Source organism: Wolbachia endosymbiont (group A) of Lypha dubia, from assembly GCF_964028575.1.
Lineage (GTDB): Bacteria > Pseudomonadota > Alphaproteobacteria > Rickettsiales > Anaplasmataceae > Wolbachia > Wolbachia pipientis.
This window is the reverse complement of record NZ_OZ034796.1, coordinates 173,667-193,996: the sequence shown is the minus strand read 5'-3', so window position 1 is coordinate 193,996 and position 20,330 is coordinate 173,667. Positions and strand designations below refer to the sequence as shown.

Below are 20,330 nucleotides of genomic sequence, written 5' to 3'. Positions count from 1 at the left end.
CCTCATACAAAATTAGCAGCCACTTTCGTTTTCCTGTTTCTCAAATACACTAATATGCTCACTATCGCTGCAGGAGTGATGCCTTGTATTTGCTTTGCAATGCCAATCGTCGCTGGTTTTATCGTCTGCAACTTTTCTATTACTTCACTTGACAGGCCTTTAACTTGTGAATAGTTGAAGTTGATTGGAATTTGAGTATTGATTTCCTCTCGTAAAAACTTCATATCTGCTTCTTGTCTTATTAGATAAGGTTTGTATTTTGCTTCAATTTCAACCGCTTCGCATATTTCATTCTTAGTTATGCTACCCACTGCGGTGTCATCCCAGCGCGTGACGCTGCTTAACTCCGGCCATATTTCTTGTAATTTATTCCAGTCGATATTTGGATAGCTAAGTAGATCTAGAGCCGTTTTTCTTATCCCATCATAAGATATTTTGATACCATAAGACCTAAGCTGCTCAGGAGTAATCGTCAAACTCTCTAGTTTTTCTTCAAGTTGCTTAATAGATTTAAGTTTATTCTGTAAAACAGAGTATCTCTCATGCGACACAAGGGAAATATCATAACCTTTTTGTGTTAATCTTCTATCTGCATTGTCTGACCTGATAGCTAGCCTATATTCTGCACGTGAGGTAAATAATCTATAAGGTTCGATCACCCCTTTGGTGACTAGATCATCTATCATTACACCGATATACGAATCTGTACGATGGAGAACAAAGCTTTCTTTTTTTTCAAATGCAGAAAGTGCTGCATTGATCCCGGCAATAATTCCTTGCCCTGCTGCTTCTTCATATCCAGTGGTGCCATTAATTTGGCCAGCAAAATATAGGCCTTTAATTTTCTTAGTTTCAAGAGTATGGCTTAGTTCTCGTGGATCAATATAGTCATACTCAACTGCATATCCAGGCCTTAGTATTTCTGCATTTTCAAGTCCCTTGACACTCTTTATCATTTCACACTGCACTTCAATAGGCAATGAATTTGAAATTCCGTTCGGGTATATAGTATCATCATTCAAGCCCTCTGGTTCTAAAAATATTTGATGACTACTTTTTTCTGCAAATTTATTAACTTTAACTTCAATGGATGGGCAGTATCTTGGCGCAACAACGTCACTTAGATACGAAGAAGCTGACCTATGAAGATTTTCTCTAATTATTTTATGCGTATTTTCATTAGTATGGGTAATAAAGCATGATACCTGAGGTTGGTTAATTTTTTCTGTGAGATAAGAAAACGGCACAGGTGGATTATCACCCACTTGTTCTTGCAATATTGACCAATTTATAGTGCCACGATCAAGCCTTGGTGGAGTTCCGGTACGCAGTCTACCTAATCTAAAATCATATTTCTTCAACGTATTTGCAAGTTCTACTGCAGGCTTATCTCCCATTCTCCCTGAAGGGGTTGTTTGTTCTCCTATATGAATTACACCTTGCAGAAAAGTTCCTGTGGTTAAAACGACTTTACCTGTTAGTATATGTTCCCCTGAGCTTGTTATTACAGCTTTAATGCACAATTCTCCATTGTTATTACTCTCTATAAGGAAATCGTCAACTGACTCTTCTTTTACCGTCAAATTGTTATAATTTAGAATAATTTCCTGTATTGCTTGCTTGTATAATTTTCGGTCTGCCTGTGCACGTGGTCCCCACACTGCCGCACCTCTGCTGCTATTTAAAATGACTGAGTGTATGCTTGCTCGGTCGATTGCTCTTCCCATTATTCCATCAAGAGCGTCAACTTCCCTGACTACAACACCCTTTGCAACTCCTCCGATTGCTGGATTGCAGGACATTTCCCCTATAGTTGAAATTTTATGAGTTATAAGCAGCGTGTTTGTACCAAGGCGAGCTGCCGCAGCAGCCGCTTCGCATCCTGCATGACCACCACCTACTACCACTACGTCATATTTATGCATGCTTTTTAAGTAATTCGTACCCTACTAATATTCCGATTATCAGCGGTTAATGTCAAATCTTGTTATTCCAATGTTGCACACTGGAATAACAGAAAAGCTTACTTGGTTAGCTTAAACTGGTTTGTACCCCTTCTCTTTTGAAGAAAAACACTCAACTATAGGTGATATAATATATTCATTCACTTTTTCAGCAGCAAATATTATAGCCTTGGTTGCAAATAACCCTGCTATCAGTGCTATCACTCCTATTGTTGCACCTGCTAAAGCTGCAGAGCCCATTCCAAGCATTGCACCAGGAAAAATAGCAGTTGCGGCTGCAGCAAGGCCAACTCCAATTGCAGCACTTGTAACGCAAAAACAAGCCACCCCGAAAAGACCTTTTTTGGAGAATTTTCCTTCTTTTACACTATTGCATATAGAATATGCAGTTAATAATATTACAGGAATGGCGGCACCACCTATAACCAAAGGTGATAAAGCTGTAAAACTCAATCCCAGACCTGTAAATGCACCTATTACCGATGCTGCGCCACAAAATATTAAAAGACTTTTAGTGCCGTCATCCATATAACCTCCCTAATTAATTGATATATTACCATTTGTTCATATCTCCGTCAAGCAGAAAATTTTAGTGGGGCGAGCGACCAGGATCGAACTGGCGACATTCAGTACCACAAACTGACGCTCTACCAACTGAGCTACGCCCGCCAAGATATAAAATTTCTAACATAAGAGCGCAAATAGTCAATTGATTATTTAACTCTCCTTTTGCAGAGGGTTTTAAGTTTAGCCAATAAATATTTTCATTGATACTTTTACCATTATAGTTAATTGTATTGACACTAATGAAGTAGTGGTATGTTTAAAAGTATTTTCACATTTAGTTTTTTTACGGCTATTTCAAGGATCTCAGGGTTAATAAGAGATGTATTGATTGCTACAGTTATTGGTGCAAACTCTCTTGCAGACATATTTTTTTCTTCGTTTCGCTTTGCCAATCTATTTCGAGCATTTTTTGCAGAAGGAGCGTTCACTACCTCATTCATACCGTTATACTCGACAGAATCATATGATAATAAGAAGGCATTTAATTTTGCAAGTAGTGTAATATCCATTACGTTTATTATCTTAGTAATTTTTTGCCTTATCATGCAAACTTTCTCCCCTTATATGATTCAAATTTTTGCTCCTGGATTTGACCAAAGTAAGTTTACCCTTACTGTTACTTTATCAAGAATTATGATGCCCTACATAATCTTTGTTTCAATTGCATCACTTATTGGTGGAATGCTGCAAGTAAAGCAGCATTTTGCTTCAACAGCTATTGCACCAATCGTTTTGAATCTCTGTTTAATCATCAGTTTGTTTGTGCCTTACGTAAAAACTCCAGCGCACAACCTTTCTATAGCTGTCCTTATAGGAGGAATTTTCCAGCTACTTTTGATACTATTTAGTGCATACAAGTTAAAGGCAGCTTTTTCTTTTAGCCTTGAATTAAGCAATGAAGTAAGGTTATTTTTTAAGCGTGTGATACCTGCAATTATCAACAATTGTGTAACTCAAATAAGCTTATGGATTGATACAATCATGGCGAGTTTTATACCAAATGCGGTGTCCTATATATATTATGCCGATAGACTAAATCAACTACCGCAGGGAATAATCGGTACTGCAATTGGTACAGTGCTTCTTCCTTTAATTTCAAAACAGGTGGATAATACTGAAAATATAGTCAAAATACAGAACAAGGCTCTCAACATAGGATTAATGTTAATTATGCCAACAACTGCTGCCTTTATCATTATTCCCGACATAATTTTACTTACGCTTTTTTCTTACGGCCGGTTTGATCATTATGCAGTGCAGCAAACTGTTCCCACTTTAATAGCATTTTCTCTTTCTTTACCTGCATTTATTATAAATAAAGTATTGCTACCTACATTTTTTGCTAAAGGCAATCTGAAAATACCAACCATATTTTCGCTAATGTGTCTTGGAATTAATGTAGTGCTAAACCTTTTGTTAATGAACGAGTATCAGCATACGGGGATTGCTATTGCTACTTCCGTTTCCACTTGGATAAACTCTATTCTATTAATTAGTTATTTAACAATAAATAAAATGTATAAGGTTAGCCAAGCGTTATTGTTAAATGTCATGAAAATTTTTGTAGCAACGGCAGTCATGTCAATAGCCCTTTATATTTTTAATTCTTTGTTGGCAGGATTATTTTTTGATAAAATGTTGGCTCGTATTGTTTATTTAACGACTTTAATAGCTTTGAGTGTTATTGTTTATTTTGGTATTCTCTATTTAATATTTAAGGGAAACTTTAAGCATGTGTAAATTATGAGACTTTCTTTATATGCTATATTATCAATCTCACTGCTATTAATTCTCATGCATGTTGCTGCAACTTTTAAGGATTGGAGTGGCTACAGGAAATATATCATAAAAGAGTTAGAGAAGACGTATGATGCTAAAGTGCATATTGGGGGAAAAATTAAAGTTTCGTTGATTACCCCAAAGCTCACTATTTATAATGTATACGTACAATACAACGAAAATAAAGAGCAAAAGTTGTCAGATTTAATTAGTGTAAGAAAAATTGAAATAAGGCCATCGTTCCTATCGTTGTTTTTATTTTCGTTGCAACCAAAGTCAATCACATTGTTTGGCATGAAAAGCAACAAAGAAAATTTACTTAATATTATAAATACAAACGCCAGTGGTAACACAGTCAATATAGTAATAAAAGACAGCCAAGTAAGTTTCAAGAATGATTTCGCTGATATTGTTAACATAAAGGAAGTTGCTGTAAAAAAAAATAAGCAGTTTTTTGGTAAAGTAAAGGTAGGTGATAATAATTACGATTTTTCAGGAAAGGTTGATATCACAAAAAAGAATGTACACATTAGTGTTGAATCAAATTTTGTAAATTTGCTATTTACAGGTAATAGAAATCAAGAAGAACTCCAGGGTAATTTAACACTAACGATCAATAATAGTTCTGGTTTTGCGAGTGATTTAGCAAAAATCATTAATCTTAGCTTTCTCTCTTGTGTTATTCCTAGCGAAAATATCAAGATATCATCCAATATAAGTCTTAATGAAAGTGAGTTTACGGCAACTGACCTAAAAATTGATTCCAAAAGCATGCAAGCCAGTGGTACAATACAAAATGATAGAAAAGGCAATCACACTAATTTCAATATTAGCTTCAGTAAAGTTGATTTAGATTCCATACAAAATGATTCACAAAGAACAATGAATATGAAGGATCTTCTGGAATGTTTTAGAGCAGTTGTGCCAAAGAACTTGAGCTTAAATTTTAATATGGAAGCTTCTAACATTCAATATCAAAACAAAATATTGGACAATTTCCGTGCTGTACTAAAATCCACTGATGGCAAAGTAAAAGTTAATACGCTTCTTAAATTTCCTGGAATCAATAATATATCTTACTTATCAGGAGAGATCTCAAACAATAATGTCCTATCTGAATTCAACGGTGATTTATTAGTCGAAGGAAATGATTTTGAGTCATTCATTTCATGTTTTTTCCCTTCTATAAAGATGAAAGAAAACCAGAAAAATCAATTTACACTAAGTTCTAAACTGCACCTTGCACCAAGAATATTATCTATCTCAGACATTAGACTGCTAAATAATAAGGAATCCTTGCAAGGGTCAATTAGAGTAAGCCATACAAAAAAACACAATGTGGTCAATGGTGAATTTAGCATGCATAATCTTGATGCAGATAAATATGATCATTCATTATTTAGCAGTTTACCTAAAATGCAATGGCTGAAAAATTTTCAGTATGATGCAAATATAAAGGCCCGTGTTAATAACCTTACATTGAATGATACGAAAATTAAAAATTTGGATTTTTTGCTGAAAATGGAAAAAGGTAAGCTAGTTGCAGATAAAATAAAACTATCTGGAGAAGATTTCGATATTACCGGTAATGCAAAAATATTAGCAGATCAAAAATACGCCAAACCTTTATTAGATGTTAACCTTACGGGCAGTAAATTTAATGGAAAAATTATTACATTACCAAATTTAGTAGAGACGAAAAGAAATTCAAGAAATGAGATAGATCAAATTCAATGGTCAACAAAGCAGCTTGATTTTTTGGATGACAAAGAAGGCTTTGATGCAAATGTGCAAATCAATACTGCAGAATTTAAAACCGAGCATAATGTTTTGAAAGATTTTAATTTGGATGCGGTAATGAGAAACAACACTATCACTATCAGGCAGGCAAGTTACGTATTAGAACGCGGGCAAGTGTTTTTTCAGGGTTATTTAAGATCAGACTCAATAAATACAAGGTTTTCTATTGTAAATTTGGACACTAAAAAGATTGGTAAGGTTATAGGAATTGACAATGTAAATGGTCAGGTAAGCTTAAATGGTGAAATCAAAACTCAAGGAAAAAGTTTTCATGATTGGGCTAGTAACTTATCAGGAGATGTAAACTTACAAGCGCAAGGAATAGAAGTTACTAATGTAGATTTCAATTCATTTATCACTAATTTGTTAAGCAGTAAGAATAAGTCTGAAATTTCCACACTTGCTTATATTGATATATATAATGGTAAAACATTTTTTGAAAATATTAGCGGAAAAGCAAGTATTAAGAGTGGTATATGTTCAACTAGTTTACAGTTCGGGATTGATCAAGCATCAGGGTCGATCTCTTCTAATTTAACCTTATCTAACTTCGCTTTAGCTTCTATATTCAGGTTCTTTTTCATACCACCAAACTATAGTAATCCAATCTATATCGATATGCATTTGGATGGCTCTATTTGGCGTCCTAAGATGAGTTTTGATGTAGACCAAATCTTCACCGCTCTGGTTGGCAAAAAAAATAGTTAATTTACTTAGGTGTACGGTTTAGGGGACAATAAACTCATCTGAACGGATACAAACTTAACCTAACTCATCACCACCTGGCAGTGGTGGCAAGCCAAATGCTTCTCTCTTTTCGTTGAGCGTCATGAAGCTTGCGTTTTCTACGTATTTCCACAACTTTTGTCTCTTTTCCATGAGAATTTCTATTGCATCTTTGTCATACGACAAGCACAGATCTTCACCAAATTTTGGTGTTAGCCAAGAATTCAGGTGACAGATAATATTTTCTAGCGTTGGTAAAACCGTCTGCTCCCAGAGGGATAAGCGTGCTTCGACTAAATTGCTATAAGTGTTATCACCCGGTATGCCAAGCAATTGCGGTGGAACGCCAAAAGCTAGCGCAATATCACGAGCTGAGCTGTGTTTGGACTCAATAAAATCCATATCCCTTGGCGATAAGCTCATTTCTTTCCACTCCAAGCCTCCTTCAAGCAATATCGGTCTTCCAGCGTTTATAGAACCTGAATAATGATCATTTATCTGCGCTTTTAAGCGTTGGTACTGCTCTTGACTTAAACTTCCACCACTTCCATCTTTTGCTGATTTTACAACTATTGCACCACTTGGTCTTGCTCCGTTTTGCAACATTGCTTGATTCCAACCACCAGCCTGATTATGCTGATCTATACTATATGCAGCCGCCTCAATTGGTGATAACCCATACCAATCATTTAAAGGGTTAAAGGTCTTTAGGTGCAACACTGCTGAACGTCCGGTTAGTTTATCAACTTTAAAGTCATAACTGTTGTTATTTATGGCATAACGATAGTTATAAGGAACGTTATTTCTCCCTGGAACAATTTCAACCCTATCGGGGCGCAGAAGATAAAGCTCTGTTGGTGGTTTTCTACTATTCTGTGACTCAATCATCAATATATAAGAATTGCCGTTAACTAACCGATAAGTTACAATCCCCTCAATAAATTCCGATTTTGATGTCATTGGATTAGGAGAATAAAGTAATTTCAGTAATGGATGGGCTTTTAATTGCGATTTTCCCTGTTCAGTAAGCTGGCAGAGAGTAAAAGGTACCGAAGATGCAGCACTTGCAATCATATTAATTGCTCGAAAGGCAATAACATTTTTTATGTAACCTTCCTCAGCAAAACTTACATAATCACGCTTACTCCAACTTGGCTCCATCATTAGCTGCAAAGCAGAATATTTAGTAAATACTGCGCTTTTTTTTCTTTGAAAAATATTGAGATTCATATATGCCTCCTAAAAAATTGAATTTGTGGTAGAATTATATCAATTGGTGTCACAGGAAGGATATACTAACGTACGAACATTATGTTTGAGAGCAATCTCTACACAATAGTTAAATGGCAGGCACAATAAGGGGTAGCAAAAAGAATGAGCTTTTTTTTTGAGCTGAGCGAAGCCACCTAAGGTAGAAAATGAATCAGGAAGGAGTAAAAATATATTTAATATTTATATGATGTACTTACTTATAAATATCTTTTCTGTGTCCTATCTCTGTGATAACCACTTCATATTTTATAATATTTACGGAATAGATAACGCGATAATCACCTACCCTTAATCTTCTTTGTCCTTTAAATCTGTAATATAATGGCTCACCAAGGTTAATGGGATCAACTGTAAGGCGCTTATTTATCGCATTTATGATCCTTAATCTTATTGTTTTTGGAAGAGCTGGAAGGTCTTTCTCAAGAACGCTTTCTATGAAGATAATATTGTATTCCAGTCTACATCCTCACTTCTAATTTTCTTTACACCTGAAACATTACGTTTAGCAGCACGCTCAATTAGTATTTTATCTTCCTCATTTTCAATTGCTTCTTGTATTAGCTTCTCTGTTAGTTCTTTAATGGACTTATTTCTTATTTTAGCCAGTCCAGCAAGACACTCTGAAATTTCGTTGTTGAAAGTTATGCTAAATTTTGAGTTTGCCATATATTTTACCTAAAATCTACTAATAATTATATAACATTTTTCTGAATTTTTCAATAAAAAAAGTTGCCTATACGTAAAGAGGACCTGTGTTGACAAATAATTAAACATTTGTCATGTACTATGTTTGTTAAGGAGAAATAGCACAGAAGTTAGTATTAAGTATATTAGGAATAAGAAAGGCTGCGCTCAGTGTCACACACTGGAATAACAGGAAAAAACGAACTGCTATACTAAAAAAAAAGAAATAGAATATGATAGAATGGCTAATATCTAATCAGCTTATTGATTATAACTGTGCCGTAAAATCTATGGAAGAAAAAATTCAACAAATTTACAATAATTCAGCAGACGAATTAGTATGGCTACTCCAGCACCCTCCACTTTATACTGCAGGAATCAGTGCAACAGATGACGACGTTGTTGAAAAATTATTTCCTATATATAAAACAGGCAGGGGTGGCAAATACACATATCATGGTCCAGGACAGCGCATCATATATTTAATGTTAAACCTTAAAAAAAGAAATAAATGCGACATAAAGCTATATATTAGAGACCTAAGTAAGTGGATAATAAATGTTTTAAAGCAATTTAATATACTTGGAGAATTTAAAGAGGATAGAATAGGTGTTTGGGTGAATAACAATGGAGTAGAAAAAAAAATTGCAGCTTTTGGTATCCGTTTAAGAAAATGGGTAACTTATCATGGCATAGCGCTTAATGTCTCCCCCAACCTCTCTCACTATAAGGGCATTATTCCTTGTGGACTGCAAGATTATGGCGTCACGTCAATGGAAGAACTAGGAGTGAAAGTTCCACTCTCTGAATTGGATGATATACTAAAAAAAGAGTTTTATAAGATATTTTAATGATTGTTTACCTTTTATATTTCATTCTCACTTTATGTGCTAACACAGGTATTCATGCAATCGACCAAGTTGATATTATTGCTCCTTCTTCGAAGGGAAAAGAATTAGATCTGACTACTATAAAAGAATATGTAGAAGCTTTGGATTTTAATCCCCATATTTCGGAGAAAATATATAGTAATGATAATCCATTTTATTCCAACTCTGATGAATTCAGAGCAAATGATTTGATTAGTGCACTAACTAATGATAGTAAAATAATCTGGTGTATCAGAGGAGGAGAAGGGGCTTCTCGGTTAATTCCCTATCTAGAAAAGTTACCCAATGATAAAAAAGAAAGGATTGCTCAAAACAAAAAGATCCTCATAGGCTATAGCGATATAACTGCCTTGCACATCCATCTACAAGCTAAATATGATTGGCAAACTCTTCACGGCACCATGTTGGAAATGATAGTAAATAACTCCGTTTCTGAAAGCTCTGTTGAAAAATTGAAAGAGTTAATTCTTAACAAGCGGGATTCTATCAGATTTGATAACCTAAAGACGATAAATAATGGCATTAGACTAAAAGATGGCAAATTAAAGTCTAAAATCATCGGTGGTAATATGACTTTAGTTGAAAACAGTATAGGAACTGTTTGGCAAATAAATGCGAAAGGTAAAATTCTATTTTTAGAGGACATAAGAGTCTACCCATACGCAATAGAGCGCAGTTTAGATCACCTAAAACAAGCTCACATCTTTGATGGAGTACATGCAGTAATCTTTGGGGATTTCGTTAACTGCTATAACGATAACCTTGTTGAAGTTGTAAAAGAAAGGTTTGCAAAAAGTGTTAACTTTCCTGTATTTACAATGAAAGGGGTAGGCCATGGACATACAAATGATCCTTTACCTTTTAACACTCACGCTATTATTAGCGTTCAAGACGAAAAAGAAGGTTTGTTTTTTATGGACGTGCAGAATGTTAGCTAATCTTATAGCTAACGCGAGCTCTACGTCATACCGCCGCAGTATCTCTTAGCCGCTAACAGGTACTTAACCGTCATACCGCGATTCATTCGCGGTATCTCATCCGCTAACAAGAGATCCCGCTAACATGTAGCGGGATGACGAATTGCTTAACCGTCATTCCGCCGCGGTATCTCTTAGCCGCTAACACGTACTTAACCGTCATACCGCGATTCATTCGCGGTATCTCATCCGCTAACAAGAGATCCCGCTAACATGTAGCGGGATGACGAATTGCTTAACCGTCATACCACCACGAACCGTCATACCGCGATTCATTCGCGGTATCTCTAGATCCCGCTAACACGTAGCGGGATGACGGTTGTCAGGGTGTCATGCAAGTAGCTGACTACTTGGATCTGGTAGACTCAAATCACAATGCCCGTAAAGCTGCGACCCTAGAGCTACTATCTCTCACCCACTGCAAATATTGCACGGTACTATCCACTTGATCATCGTGTCGAGTTTCAGGAAACATTAAAGTCTCATACTCAAAATCGTTCAGCCATACTGCTTGGTGCGGCAGAAAAACCTTGCCAGACTCTATAATCGGAACAATTTGATAAAATCGAGTGAGTTTGTCATCATGTGGTACTATTTCGATAATTGGTAAATCACTGTTTGTCTTTAGCTCTTGCACCAATTGCTGACCACTTGTTTTTGCTTCGATTAAAATTGCGTGCGGTGTCCATCTTGCAGCTAGTGACAGAACTTGCTCTTTAAGCTTTGGATACTCAAGCTTTGCGCGATATACATCGAGTAAATAGAATTTATTGCCCACTTTTGTCCAGGTGGTGCAGACGCTAAAGTTGCTCATGTTGCTTGTTGAAACTGCAGTGTCCCAGCTTTGAGTTACATGCGAGAGATTGTCAGGAAAATTTCTATAGCGCTTCAGCCACTCTCGTTTAATTATACCACTTGAAAGTGGCAGAGGGTTTTGTTGATATTGTGCAGCAAAAGCGTAACTTCCAAGTTCAACCTTTATCATCTCAACTTCTTCTTTTCCTCCATCGAGGGGATATAGCAACTGACCTTCTTCTCTTGAGTATAATATTACGGGTGGTGTCATTCTAGCACTTGATGCTGTAATCCAGCTTTTGTACTCATTTGTAGTTACTCGGGTGACAGGAACAAGAAAAGGAGGCGCTGGCTTTTTGATTGAATAGATAATCTCCTTATTTTCAGATATCATCGGTAAACAAGTATGGTTCCATATGTTTTTCGGTTTGGAGAGAAGGTGCCCGGTTAAATCTTCTTGATGTAGCCTGTGCATCACAAGAACAATTACTCCTTTTTTTCTATTGTTGAGCCTGGCTACTAAAGTCTGGTCAAACCAATTTGTAGCACGCTTTCTAAACGTTTCACTCAAAGCTTGGGCGGGACTCAGTGGATCATCCACGATGATGAAATCACCACCTTCACCTGTTAACGTCCCTCCAACTGACGTTGCGATTCTGTATCCTCTCTGCACTGTTTGAAATTTGTATTTGGTATTCTGATCTTTGGATAGTTCTACCTCTGGAAACAGCTCTCTATACCAACTAGACTGCATTATGCATCTTGTATCGAGCGAGTGCTTTTCGCTAAGCAGCCGAGAGTAGCTTGCAACTATTATTCTTGCAGTTGGCTGATTTCCCAGTATCCATGCGGGCCACGCAACACTAGCGCACAGGGACTTCATTGAACGCGGAGGCATATTGAATATTATTCGCCTCATTTTGCCAACATTTGCCGCTTCAAGTCTGTCTGCTATGACTTTTATATACTGATAATCATTATACTCACACCCCGGCACCACCGTTTGAAAGCACAGTTCAATGAATTTTAGAAAGTTCATGATATAATGTTGAAACCAACGCGTGACGCTGGGATGACAAAAAAAGGAGCACTGAAGGCTATAGGTGAGACGTTGCGGTATCTCTAGATCCCGCTAACAAGCAGCGGGATGACGAATTACTTAACCATCATCTACACCGTCATACCGCGATTCATTCGCGGTATCTCTTAACATAGATCCCCTACTATACCTTAACATAGATCCCGCTAACAAGCAGCGGGATGACGAATTACTATGCCGCCGCGAACCGTCATACTGCTGCGGTATCTCAGCCGCTAATAAGTAGCGGGATGACGGTTGTTGTTTAGCTATAAATATTAAGAAATTTACCAAATAAAAAAAAGGCAAAAGAAGCCCCGTGGTTGGCTAATTACTTACATTATACTTTCAAGTATGGCGTTTTTTTATTCTAAACGCTTAATAACCGCGATTTAGCTGCTTTTTAATGCAACTAACCTTTAGTCATAAATGTTTAAGAAATTTACTAAACAGAAAAAAAGGCAAAAGAAACCCTAGGGTAGCTAATTATTCACTATCCATTTTTTAAGTTGGCGTTTTTTGATGTTTTAAATGCTTTATAAGCGTATTTCAGCTTATATTAGGTAAAAACCTAGAAATTTTATAAAGACATAAGGTGCACATAGTGCAAAAAATTAAACATGGGACGCCAGATACGTGAGTTTTTTTGTCATTTAATCTGTACAGAGAAGATAAATAAATAGCTTCAGTTTCATGATAAGGGGACTGGCAAGGCTTGTCAAGCAAGTTTTTATGATTTATCTAACGAACTTTACACTTGCTAAAGTTGTACCATCTTGGTAACTTTAACTGAAAGAAGTTATTTTTTATCCAATATGAAAAAAGCCTTTATATTCACATCCTTAATAGCAATTATATTGATAGTTATTACTTATTTATACAGAAACGACGGAACTAATGACTCACAAGTGGTAAATGTTTATTCATCGCGCAAAGAAGAATTAGTACGTACTTTGTTTGATGAATTCACGAAAAATACAGGTATTAAAGTACGTTACATCATTGATGATTATTCTCAGCTACTTTCACGAATGGAAAACGGTGGTGAAGCTGACTTATTTTTGACTGCTGATGCAATCAACTTAATTCTAGCAAAAAAAAGAGGACTTTTATCTCAAGTAGATTCAGAGGTTTTAAAAAGTGTTATACCTGCAAGATTTAGAGACAGTGAAGATTATTGGTTTGGTCTTACAAAAAGAGCTAGGATATTGGTTTACAATAAAGAGTCAGTAGACCCTAAGGACTTAAGTACTTATGAAGATTTAGCAAATGAAAAATGGAAAGGAAAAATATTAGTGCGTTCTTCTACAAGTCCATATAACAGATCGTTAATTGCTTTTATGATTGCAAATAATGGTTTTGAAAAGACGAAAGAATGGGTAAGCGGAATTGTGAGCAATATGGCAAGAAAACCAAGTGGTGGTGATACTGATCAAATTTACGCCGTAGCAGCGGGTGAGGGAGATGTTGCAATAGTAAACAGCTACTACTTTGCGAGAATTCTTTTATCAGAAAATAAAAAGAATGTTGCAGACAAGCTAGGGGCTTTTTTTCCTAATCGCAACGATCACGGTGTAATGGTAAACATCAGTGGTGCAGCAGTAACAAAAAACGCAAAAAACAGGGAAAATGCTATAGTCTTATTGGAATTTTTAGTAAGCAAGCAGGCTCAAGAGTTATACGCTAAAAAAAACCAAGAATATCCTATTATTGAAGGCGTTGAAACTTCCGATATACTAAAATCTTGGGGAAATTATTCACAAAGTGATTTGCCTCTAAGTGAACTTGAGAAGCATCTTTTTGAGGCTGTTATGATAGCGGATGAGTGTAAGTGGAAGTAATCCCCAGCGCCACTAAACATTGGGATGAAAGATTTATGCTAATATACCTTACTCTTGACTCGCTGAACTTTTTCTTCCTTCTAACTTAATTTTGACTTTACTATCTTTTTCCGTTCTTTCACCAAAACAATTGCTGCACAAGAAGTCTATTGAAAAAAGGTAATAAGAAAGTAGAATAGGTTCAAGTAGTTGAAAAGGAAACTATGAACAAGAGAAGGAATTTGTTAAACATCTCAGACCTTACAGTCGATGATGTAGAAAATATAACTAAGTTGGCCAACCAGTACCTTAAAAAAGAAGTTGCAAATAGTCATATCTTGGAAAATAAGACAGTAATAAATTTATTCTTTGAAGATTCAACGCGTACACTTGCGTCTTTTGAAATAGCAGCAAAAAGCCTTGGAGCAAATGTTGTAACTTTGCCAATAAGATCTTCTTCTATTAACAAGGGAGAAGATCTAAAAGACATGATCAAAACATTAAATGCAATGAATCCTGATTACATAATAATCAGGCATAAAAGTAGTGGTATCATTAATACACTGGCAAGGTATGTTAACTGCTCGCTAATCAATGCAGGCGATGGAAGTAGTGAACATCCAACTCAAGCTCTTGCAGACTATCTTGTAATCAGCAATCACAAAAAGCAAATAAAGGACCTCAAAGTTGTGATATGTGGAGATATTCTGCACAGTAGAGTTGCAAGATCAAATATAAGATTGCTAAAAATGTTTGGAGCAGAGATAAACTTGGTCGCACCACCAACTTTGATTTGTAAGCATTTTCCTGAAGTAGATTCAGTCCATTATTCATTAATTGAAGGTATAAAGGATGCTGACGTAATTATGCTTTTGAGATTGCAGAAAGAGCGCATGAATAATAGTTCTTCAGAGAAAGAATATTTTTATTTGTATGGACTTGATTCACAAAAGCTATCATACGCAAAACCAGATGCGATTGTTATGCACCCAGGTCCAATAAACAGAGGGATTGAGATTAGCAGCGATGTAGCAGATTGTGTTATTTTACAGCAAGTAGAATTTGGATTGGCAATACGTAAGGCAGTGTTGCACTATTATAGGCCTTGCTAATATTAAAAGATGCTACACAACTAATGCAAAAAGGGGGGGCATGAAATGACAAGGCTTGTAAATGGTTTGAGAATGGCCATTAAGATGTTAAGGCCGAGGATATGGTGTGGAAGTTTTTACGAAAGCCTGAAGTCAATCAACAACCTTGCAGAACGGCAAATTAGACGGCTATCGTAAAAACAGCTTTTTCACCTGGTCGGAACATGGAGAAAGATTTGTGGAAAGAATGTTGTCGATATTTTTGACATCACGTCTCAATGGCCAAAATCCCTTCCAAAAGTTACGACTGCTTAGTTCTTTATTCATTCTCACAATCCGTGAACGGTTACAACCTGGATTCCAGTGGGCTTTGTTGCATCGCTAGCTATGATGGATTAAAGATAAAAAAGATAGGGAATATCAGTAGCTTATTATTCTGGTATTTATAACAAGAACGGTCAATGAATACCTAAATTTGAGTAAAAGAAATTTCACTACCATTTACCAATCCGGCTAAAATTCAAGAATTTCAATGCTTTAGCTATTTTCAATAGAATTAAATTTATTAATATAAATAACAAATTACTATTCTTAAATTTGATCAGATTGATTGCAAAAAAACAAGATTTTCAATAGGTTGCTTATAATCCTAACTATAGTTAGCCTTTCATAAGTAGCGATGCAACAAAGCCATTCCAGTGTCAGCTACTTTCATAACACCATATTACCTTAACAAAAGCAAATGTTCGTACAGATGTGCATCAGCTACTTTCATCTGCCACCTGCAAATTGCAATGTTCGTACAGTTATGTGTCAGCTACTTGGATGACACCGTTGAAAGAAATGAACCGCCTTTTCAAAATTGTTTTGAATAGAGGAATAACATTCACAAGTAAAATTTCATATTACCATTTTTTAATTTATGTATTATAATAAGCTTAATCTATAAGAAAAACAAAGTTGGAAAAGTTGGAAGAACTAAGCAAAAACTGGGTGATAAGAACGGGAAGATTTTTATCTTCATTGTTTTTTTTACTGTTGATTGCGCTGTCAATACGTAGTTTTTTATTCGAGCCATTTCATATACCTTCTGGTTCAATGAAAAGCACCCTACTTGAAGGGGATTACATTTTTACTAGTAAATATTCATACGGTTACAGTAAACACTCATTTCCATTTTCTCCAAACATTTTTAGCGGCAGGATTTTTTATACCCCTCCAAAGCGTGGCGACATAGTAGTTTTCAAACCCACAAGAAATGACAGCATCAGGTTTGTTAAGCGAGTAATAGGAACACCAGGTGACAAAGTGCAAATGATAGAGGGAGAATTATACCTAAATGATCAGAAAGTAGAGCGAAGGCAAATTGAAAGTTTTTTTGATTATGAGTCAAATCGTAACATACCAAGATATATAGAAACGCTTTTAAGTGGCAAGGAACATGAGATTTTGGTAGATGACATTTCTAATAAGCTATCATATAACACTCCGGTTTATTATGTACCTAACGATCAATTTTTCGTTATGGGAGACAATAGAAATAATTCTTTAGATAGCAGGTTTCCTGAAGTTGGTTTTGTACCAATGGAAAATATCATTGGGCGTGTAAGCATAGTTGGTTTATCATTTAAATTAGAAAAGGTCGATTGGTTACCATTTAATTTCAGGTTACCTGTTGCTTTGAGATTAAATAGGGTATTGCACAAGGTTGTGTAAGCTTTTTCTACCTATTTGTTAATTCACACAACTCTAAAGAAGAATTTTCTAACTCGGCGATAGTGTTGTTAATTTCATTCAAGTCATTGCCTTGTAAAGCTTTTTTTGCATTTTGTAATAGGTTTTTCAACTTTTGATCAGTGGAAAAGTTATTATTGTTTTCAACCAAGTGTATGAGTTTATTTCCATTAATTTTAGCGCCTGCAAGGGAACGAGCCTTCATATCTTCATCAAAGCTGTTTATTGACTGGTTAACCATATTTTGAATATCGGCTTCACTTAAGCCAAAACTTGAATTTACTTCAACTGTCTGCTCGATTCTGGTGGTTTTTTCTCTTGCAGTAACAGTCAATATTCCGTCAACGTTAACTGTAAATTCTATTTCAACTCTTGCAGAACCTGCAGGCAGTAGCGGTATACCTTTCAGTTCAAACTGCGCTAGAGATTTGTTATCCTCTATCATTTCACGTTCTCCCTGACAAACGTGAATTTTCATTGCTGTTTGCCCATCAACATAAGTTGTAAACTCTTTTATCTCTGAAACTGGTAGTGGCGTATTTCTTGGTATGATTTTTTCAACTATACCTCCCATAGTTTCTATGCCAAGTGATAAAGGTAGAACATCCAGGAGAATATTCCTATCTTTTGAGCTCGAAGTTAAATCATGAGCCTGCAGAGCTGCCCCAATGGCAACTGCTTTATCTGGATCCACGTCATTTAGTACTTTATTTCCAAAGAGTTTGACTAGTGAATTTTGAACCAATGGTGTTCTAGTTGCACCACCAACTAAAATTACTCCTTTTATATTATCAATTTTAAGATCTATGTTGCTTATAGTACGAGTGACTATATTGATAGTCTTATTGACCAAAGAACTGATTGCCTGCTCGAATTCTTCTCTGGTAATTTCGCACTCAAATGGCTTGCCGTTAACATTAAATTCAAAGATACCTATAGTGTGATTGCTTAGGTACTCTTTCACAGAGCGTGATTCGATAAGTAAGGAATTTAGTTGCTTAGCCGTCTTTTCTCTATACTTATCAATCACAATTGAACTCAGCAAATGATCAAAATCATCACCGCCGAGTTTGGTGTCACCACCAACCGCAAGGACTTGAAACACTCCTTGATGCAATTTCAATATCGAAATATCAAATGTTCCACCACCAAGGTCATAAACTGCATATATTCCACTGCTATTGTTCTTTTCAATGGAGTAAGAAAGCGCTGCAGCGGTTGGCTCGTTAACGAGGCGAAGAACTTCTATTCCAGCTAATTTTGCCGCATATTTAGTTGCGTTACGTGCTGAATCGTCAAAGTAAGCTGGCACAGTAATCACTGCTTTTTTTACTTCCAGTCCCTTAGACTTTTTTACCCTCTCACATAAAGCTTTTAATATCTCAGCAGAAATCTCAACAGGAGTCAGATACTTTTCCTCTGCGCATTTTATTCTAATAACTTTTTCGCTTTCATGATCTATTTCAAAATTGAGGCCTTCTTTATTTAATTCTTCAACACTTTTACCCATTAAACGCTTTATTGAGTAGATTGCATTTTGACCGACATCGTAGCCAGTTTTCAATGTATTATTTTCATATGAAAGAGCAGAAGGCAGCAGTTCTCTTCCTTGTTCATCTTTAAATATCTCCACGTTACCAGCTTTATTTACCATAGCAATCAAAGAATTGGTAGTGCCAAGGTCTATACCAAAAACTACTTCACTTGAATTTGGTTCAGAAATTTGAATTGGTTGCATTCTTTTTCACCTCCTCAAATGACTTATATAAATATTTCAATCTTAAGACTTGTGTAGCAGCTCCATCAAAATTCTTTACAGCAAAAGTGTTAATTAGGTTTTTAACGCAATCTTTTATTTTTTCATCAACCATCCTGCTTGCAAATTGTAGATCGTCGCAGTCCAGCAAATACTCTCTTATTTCCATTGATTCACTTAATATTTCAGAATTTAAGTGGTCCTTTTGGCTTTTCACATCAAAAAAATCCAGCAAATGCTCAGCACGTTTTAGCGGTGACTTTAGTATCTGATAAGCTCTGTTAATATTTTCCATGTTTTGGGACTGTCTTTCATTTATATCAGTCCTGCTTAGCTCGATATATTTTTTCTCTAACTCATCAAAGCTGATATTGAAAGCTGGTTCAATTTCAAACAATGCAAAATAGTTGCTAGACATGAAAACTCTCTCCACAACCACATTTTCCTTTCTCATTAGGATTTTTGAAAACAAAACCCGATGAAAATTTTTCTTCTACATAATCCATTTCAGAGCCAAGAATAAACATGACGGATTTTGGGTCGATCAACACTTTAACTTTTTGGCCATCACTACAGTTTTCTTCAATTACCGACTCTAAAGGACGAGTATCATATGCATATTCAATATCATATTTTAAACCAGAACATCCTTTTTGCTTAATTAGCACTCTTATTCCTATTGCTTCTTCTGATTTCTCAAGGTTAGCATGCTTTTTTTGATTTAATAAATACCTTATCCTTTCTACTGCTTCCGCAGTTATAGTGATAAGTTTTTTATTCTTTTTTACAGTTTCACCTCCGCCTACTTCTTGATATTCACCCATGTTCGTAGCTTCTTAATTCTTTTGTTTACTTTGATAGTCATGAATAGCAGCCTTTATAGCATCTTCAGCAAGTACCGAACAGTGTATCTTCACTGGAGGTAAAGACAACTCTTCCACTATTTGAGTATTCTTTATCTGTGTAACGTCACTGATGGTTCTTCCCTTTATCATCTCTGTTAACAAGGAACTTGAAGCAATGGCAGAACCACAACCAAAAGTTTTAAATTTTGCATCTTCAATAACACCTTTGTCATTGACCTTTATCTGCAATTTCATTACATCACCGCACGATGGTGCACCAACTAGACCAGTGCCAACACTTGGATCATTTTTATCCAGAGAGCCAACATTCCTTGGATTTTCGTAATGATCTAAAATTTTCTCATTATAACTCATAAAATTACCTGTGAACCGCTATTCTACATTATAACATATTTAGGTTAAAAACTAAAGTAAAATACACTAGCAAACGGTATATTTTACTCACAGAATAACACAAAAGTGAGTGTATTTAACTTTACAAATACACGCAGTGCATGTCATTCTTTATATTGTAATTTTAAAAGGAGCATT

At 35.7% G+C, this 20,330-nt stretch carries 18 protein-coding genes and 1 tRNA gene; 8 read left to right on the top strand and 11 right to left on the bottom strand.

Features of this window, described 5'->3' with window-relative positions; all coding sequences use genetic code 11:
* Positions 1-2: 2 nt before the first annotated feature.
* The 3 genes from mnmG to ABWU72_RS00970 form a co-directional block, all read right to left on the bottom strand.
* Positions 3-1,925 (bottom strand): tRNA uridine-5-carboxymethylaminomethyl(34) synthesis enzyme MnmG, encoded by a 1,923-nt coding sequence (mnmG, locus tag ABWU72_RS00980; protein ID WP_155968945.1) that lies wholly within the window; start codon positions 1,923-1,925, stop codon positions 3-5.
* A 111-nt stretch (positions 1,926-2,036) separates the two neighbouring features.
* Positions 2,037-2,492, bottom strand: coding sequence for a hypothetical protein (locus ABWU72_RS00975; RefSeq protein ID WP_353283798.1), 456 nt, complete (start codon positions 2,490-2,492; stop codon positions 2,037-2,039).
* A 65-nt stretch (positions 2,493-2,557) separates the two neighbouring features.
* Positions 2,558-2,633: transfer RNA gene (locus ABWU72_RS00970), tRNA-His, on the bottom strand.
* A gap of 150 nt (positions 2,634-2,783) precedes the next feature.
* Between ABWU72_RS00970 and murJ the strand changes: the two genes are divergently transcribed.
* Positions 2,784-4,271, top strand: coding sequence for a murein biosynthesis integral membrane protein MurJ (gene murJ, locus ABWU72_RS00965; RefSeq protein ID WP_010962984.1), 1,488 nt, complete (start codon positions 2,784-2,786; stop codon positions 4,269-4,271).
* Positions 4,272-4,274: 3 nt separating this feature from the next.
* Positions 4,275-6,818: an AsmA-like C-terminal region-containing protein gene (locus tag ABWU72_RS00960; protein ID WP_353283797.1), complete on the top strand. Its 2,544-nt coding sequence runs from the start codon at positions 4,275-4,277 to the stop codon at positions 6,816-6,818.
* 54 nt (positions 6,819-6,872) lie between these two features.
* Here ABWU72_RS00960 and ABWU72_RS00955 read toward each other — a convergent pair whose 3' ends face one another.
* From ABWU72_RS00955 to ABWU72_RS00945, 3 genes are all read right to left on the bottom strand, one after another.
* Entirely contained in the window at positions 6,873-8,066 is a 1,194-nt protein-coding gene (locus tag ABWU72_RS00955; RefSeq protein WP_353283796.1) for a phage portal protein, read from the bottom strand.
* Between the two features lie 235 nt (positions 8,067-8,301).
* The gene (locus tag ABWU72_RS00950; RefSeq protein ID WP_227738598.1) at positions 8,302-8,544 is read right to left on the bottom strand and encodes a type II toxin-antitoxin system RelE family toxin; all 243 of its coding nucleotides are present in this window, start codon (positions 8,542-8,544) and stop codon (positions 8,302-8,304) included.
* Complete coding sequence (locus ABWU72_RS00945) at positions 8,541-8,774, bottom strand: DUF6290 family protein (RefSeq protein ID WP_010081986.1); 234 nt, start codon at positions 8,772-8,774, stop codon at positions 8,541-8,543. The genes ABWU72_RS00950 and ABWU72_RS00945 overlap by 4 nt, the downstream gene beginning before the upstream one ends.
* Positions 8,775-9,025: 251 nt before the next feature.
* Here ABWU72_RS00945 and lipB point away from each other — a divergent pair, with 251 nt between their 5' ends.
* Together lipB and ABWU72_RS00935 are read left to right on the top strand one after the other, a co-directional pair.
* Complete coding sequence (gene lipB, locus ABWU72_RS00940; protein WP_155968936.1) at positions 9,026-9,643, top strand: lipoyl(octanoyl) transferase LipB; 618 nt, start codon at positions 9,026-9,028, stop codon at positions 9,641-9,643.
* Complete coding sequence (locus ABWU72_RS00935; protein WP_155968934.1) at positions 9,643-10,620, top strand: LD-carboxypeptidase; 978 nt, start codon at positions 9,643-9,645, stop codon at positions 10,618-10,620. The genes lipB and ABWU72_RS00935 overlap by 1 nt, the downstream gene beginning before the upstream one ends.
* Positions 10,621-11,029: 409 nt before the next feature.
* Here ABWU72_RS00935 and terL read toward each other — a convergent pair whose 3' ends face one another.
* The gene (gene terL, locus ABWU72_RS00930; protein ID WP_155968932.1) at positions 11,030-12,493 is read right to left on the bottom strand and encodes a phage terminase large subunit; all 1,464 of its coding nucleotides are present in this window, start codon (positions 12,491-12,493) and stop codon (positions 11,030-11,032) included.
* Between the two features lie 854 nt (positions 12,494-13,347).
* Here terL and ABWU72_RS00925 point away from each other — a divergent pair.
* The 4 genes from ABWU72_RS00925 to lepB all read left to right on the top strand — a co-directional run bounded on the left by ABWU72_RS00925 (position 13,348) and on the right by lepB (position 17,159).
* Positions 13,348-14,373 (top strand): extracellular solute-binding protein, encoded by a 1,026-nt coding sequence (locus ABWU72_RS00925; RefSeq protein WP_095866589.1) that lies wholly within the window; start codon positions 13,348-13,350, stop codon positions 14,371-14,373.
* Between the two features lie 203 nt (positions 14,374-14,576).
* Positions 14,577-15,464 carry an aspartate carbamoyltransferase catalytic subunit gene (locus ABWU72_RS00920; protein ID WP_353283795.1) on the top strand — a complete coding sequence of 296 codons (888 nt, stop codon included), beginning with the start codon at positions 14,577-14,579 and terminating at the stop codon, positions 15,462-15,464.
* A 45-nt stretch (positions 15,465-15,509) separates the two neighbouring features.
* On the top strand, positions 15,510-15,641 hold the full coding sequence (locus ABWU72_RS00915) for a hypothetical protein (RefSeq protein ID WP_255317428.1): 132 nt from the start codon (positions 15,510-15,512) through the stop codon (positions 15,639-15,641).
* A 771-nt stretch (positions 15,642-16,412) separates the two neighbouring features.
* Entirely contained in the window at positions 16,413-17,159 is a 747-nt protein-coding gene (gene lepB / locus ABWU72_RS00910) for a signal peptidase I (RefSeq protein ID WP_155969584.1), read from the top strand.
* A gap of 7 nt (positions 17,160-17,166) precedes the next feature.
* On the opposite strand, the gene hscA is transcribed toward lepB, so the two are convergent.
* From hscA to iscU, 4 genes are read right to left on the bottom strand one after another with little or no spacing between them, the layout of a single operon-like run.
* Entirely contained in the window at positions 17,167-18,915 is a 1,749-nt protein-coding gene (gene hscA, locus ABWU72_RS00905) for a Fe-S protein assembly chaperone HscA (protein ID WP_155968930.1), read from the bottom strand.
* On the bottom strand, positions 18,893-19,351 hold the full coding sequence (locus ABWU72_RS00900) for an iron-sulfur cluster co-chaperone HscB C-terminal domain-containing protein (RefSeq protein WP_155968928.1): 459 nt from the start codon (positions 19,349-19,351) through the stop codon (positions 18,893-18,895). Before ABWU72_RS00900 ends, hscA begins: the two co-directional genes overlap by 23 nt.
* Positions 19,344-19,757, bottom strand: a complete 414-nt coding sequence (locus ABWU72_RS00895; RefSeq protein WP_155968926.1) for a HesB/IscA family protein — start codon at positions 19,755-19,757, stop codon at positions 19,344-19,346. Before ABWU72_RS00895 ends, ABWU72_RS00900 begins: the two co-directional genes overlap by 8 nt.
* Positions 19,758-19,769: 12 nt before the next feature.
* The gene (gene iscU / locus ABWU72_RS00890; protein WP_151808025.1) at positions 19,770-20,153 is read right to left on the bottom strand and encodes a Fe-S cluster assembly scaffold IscU; all 384 of its coding nucleotides are present in this window, start codon (positions 20,151-20,153) and stop codon (positions 19,770-19,772) included.
* Positions 20,154-20,330: the final 177 nt, after the last annotated feature.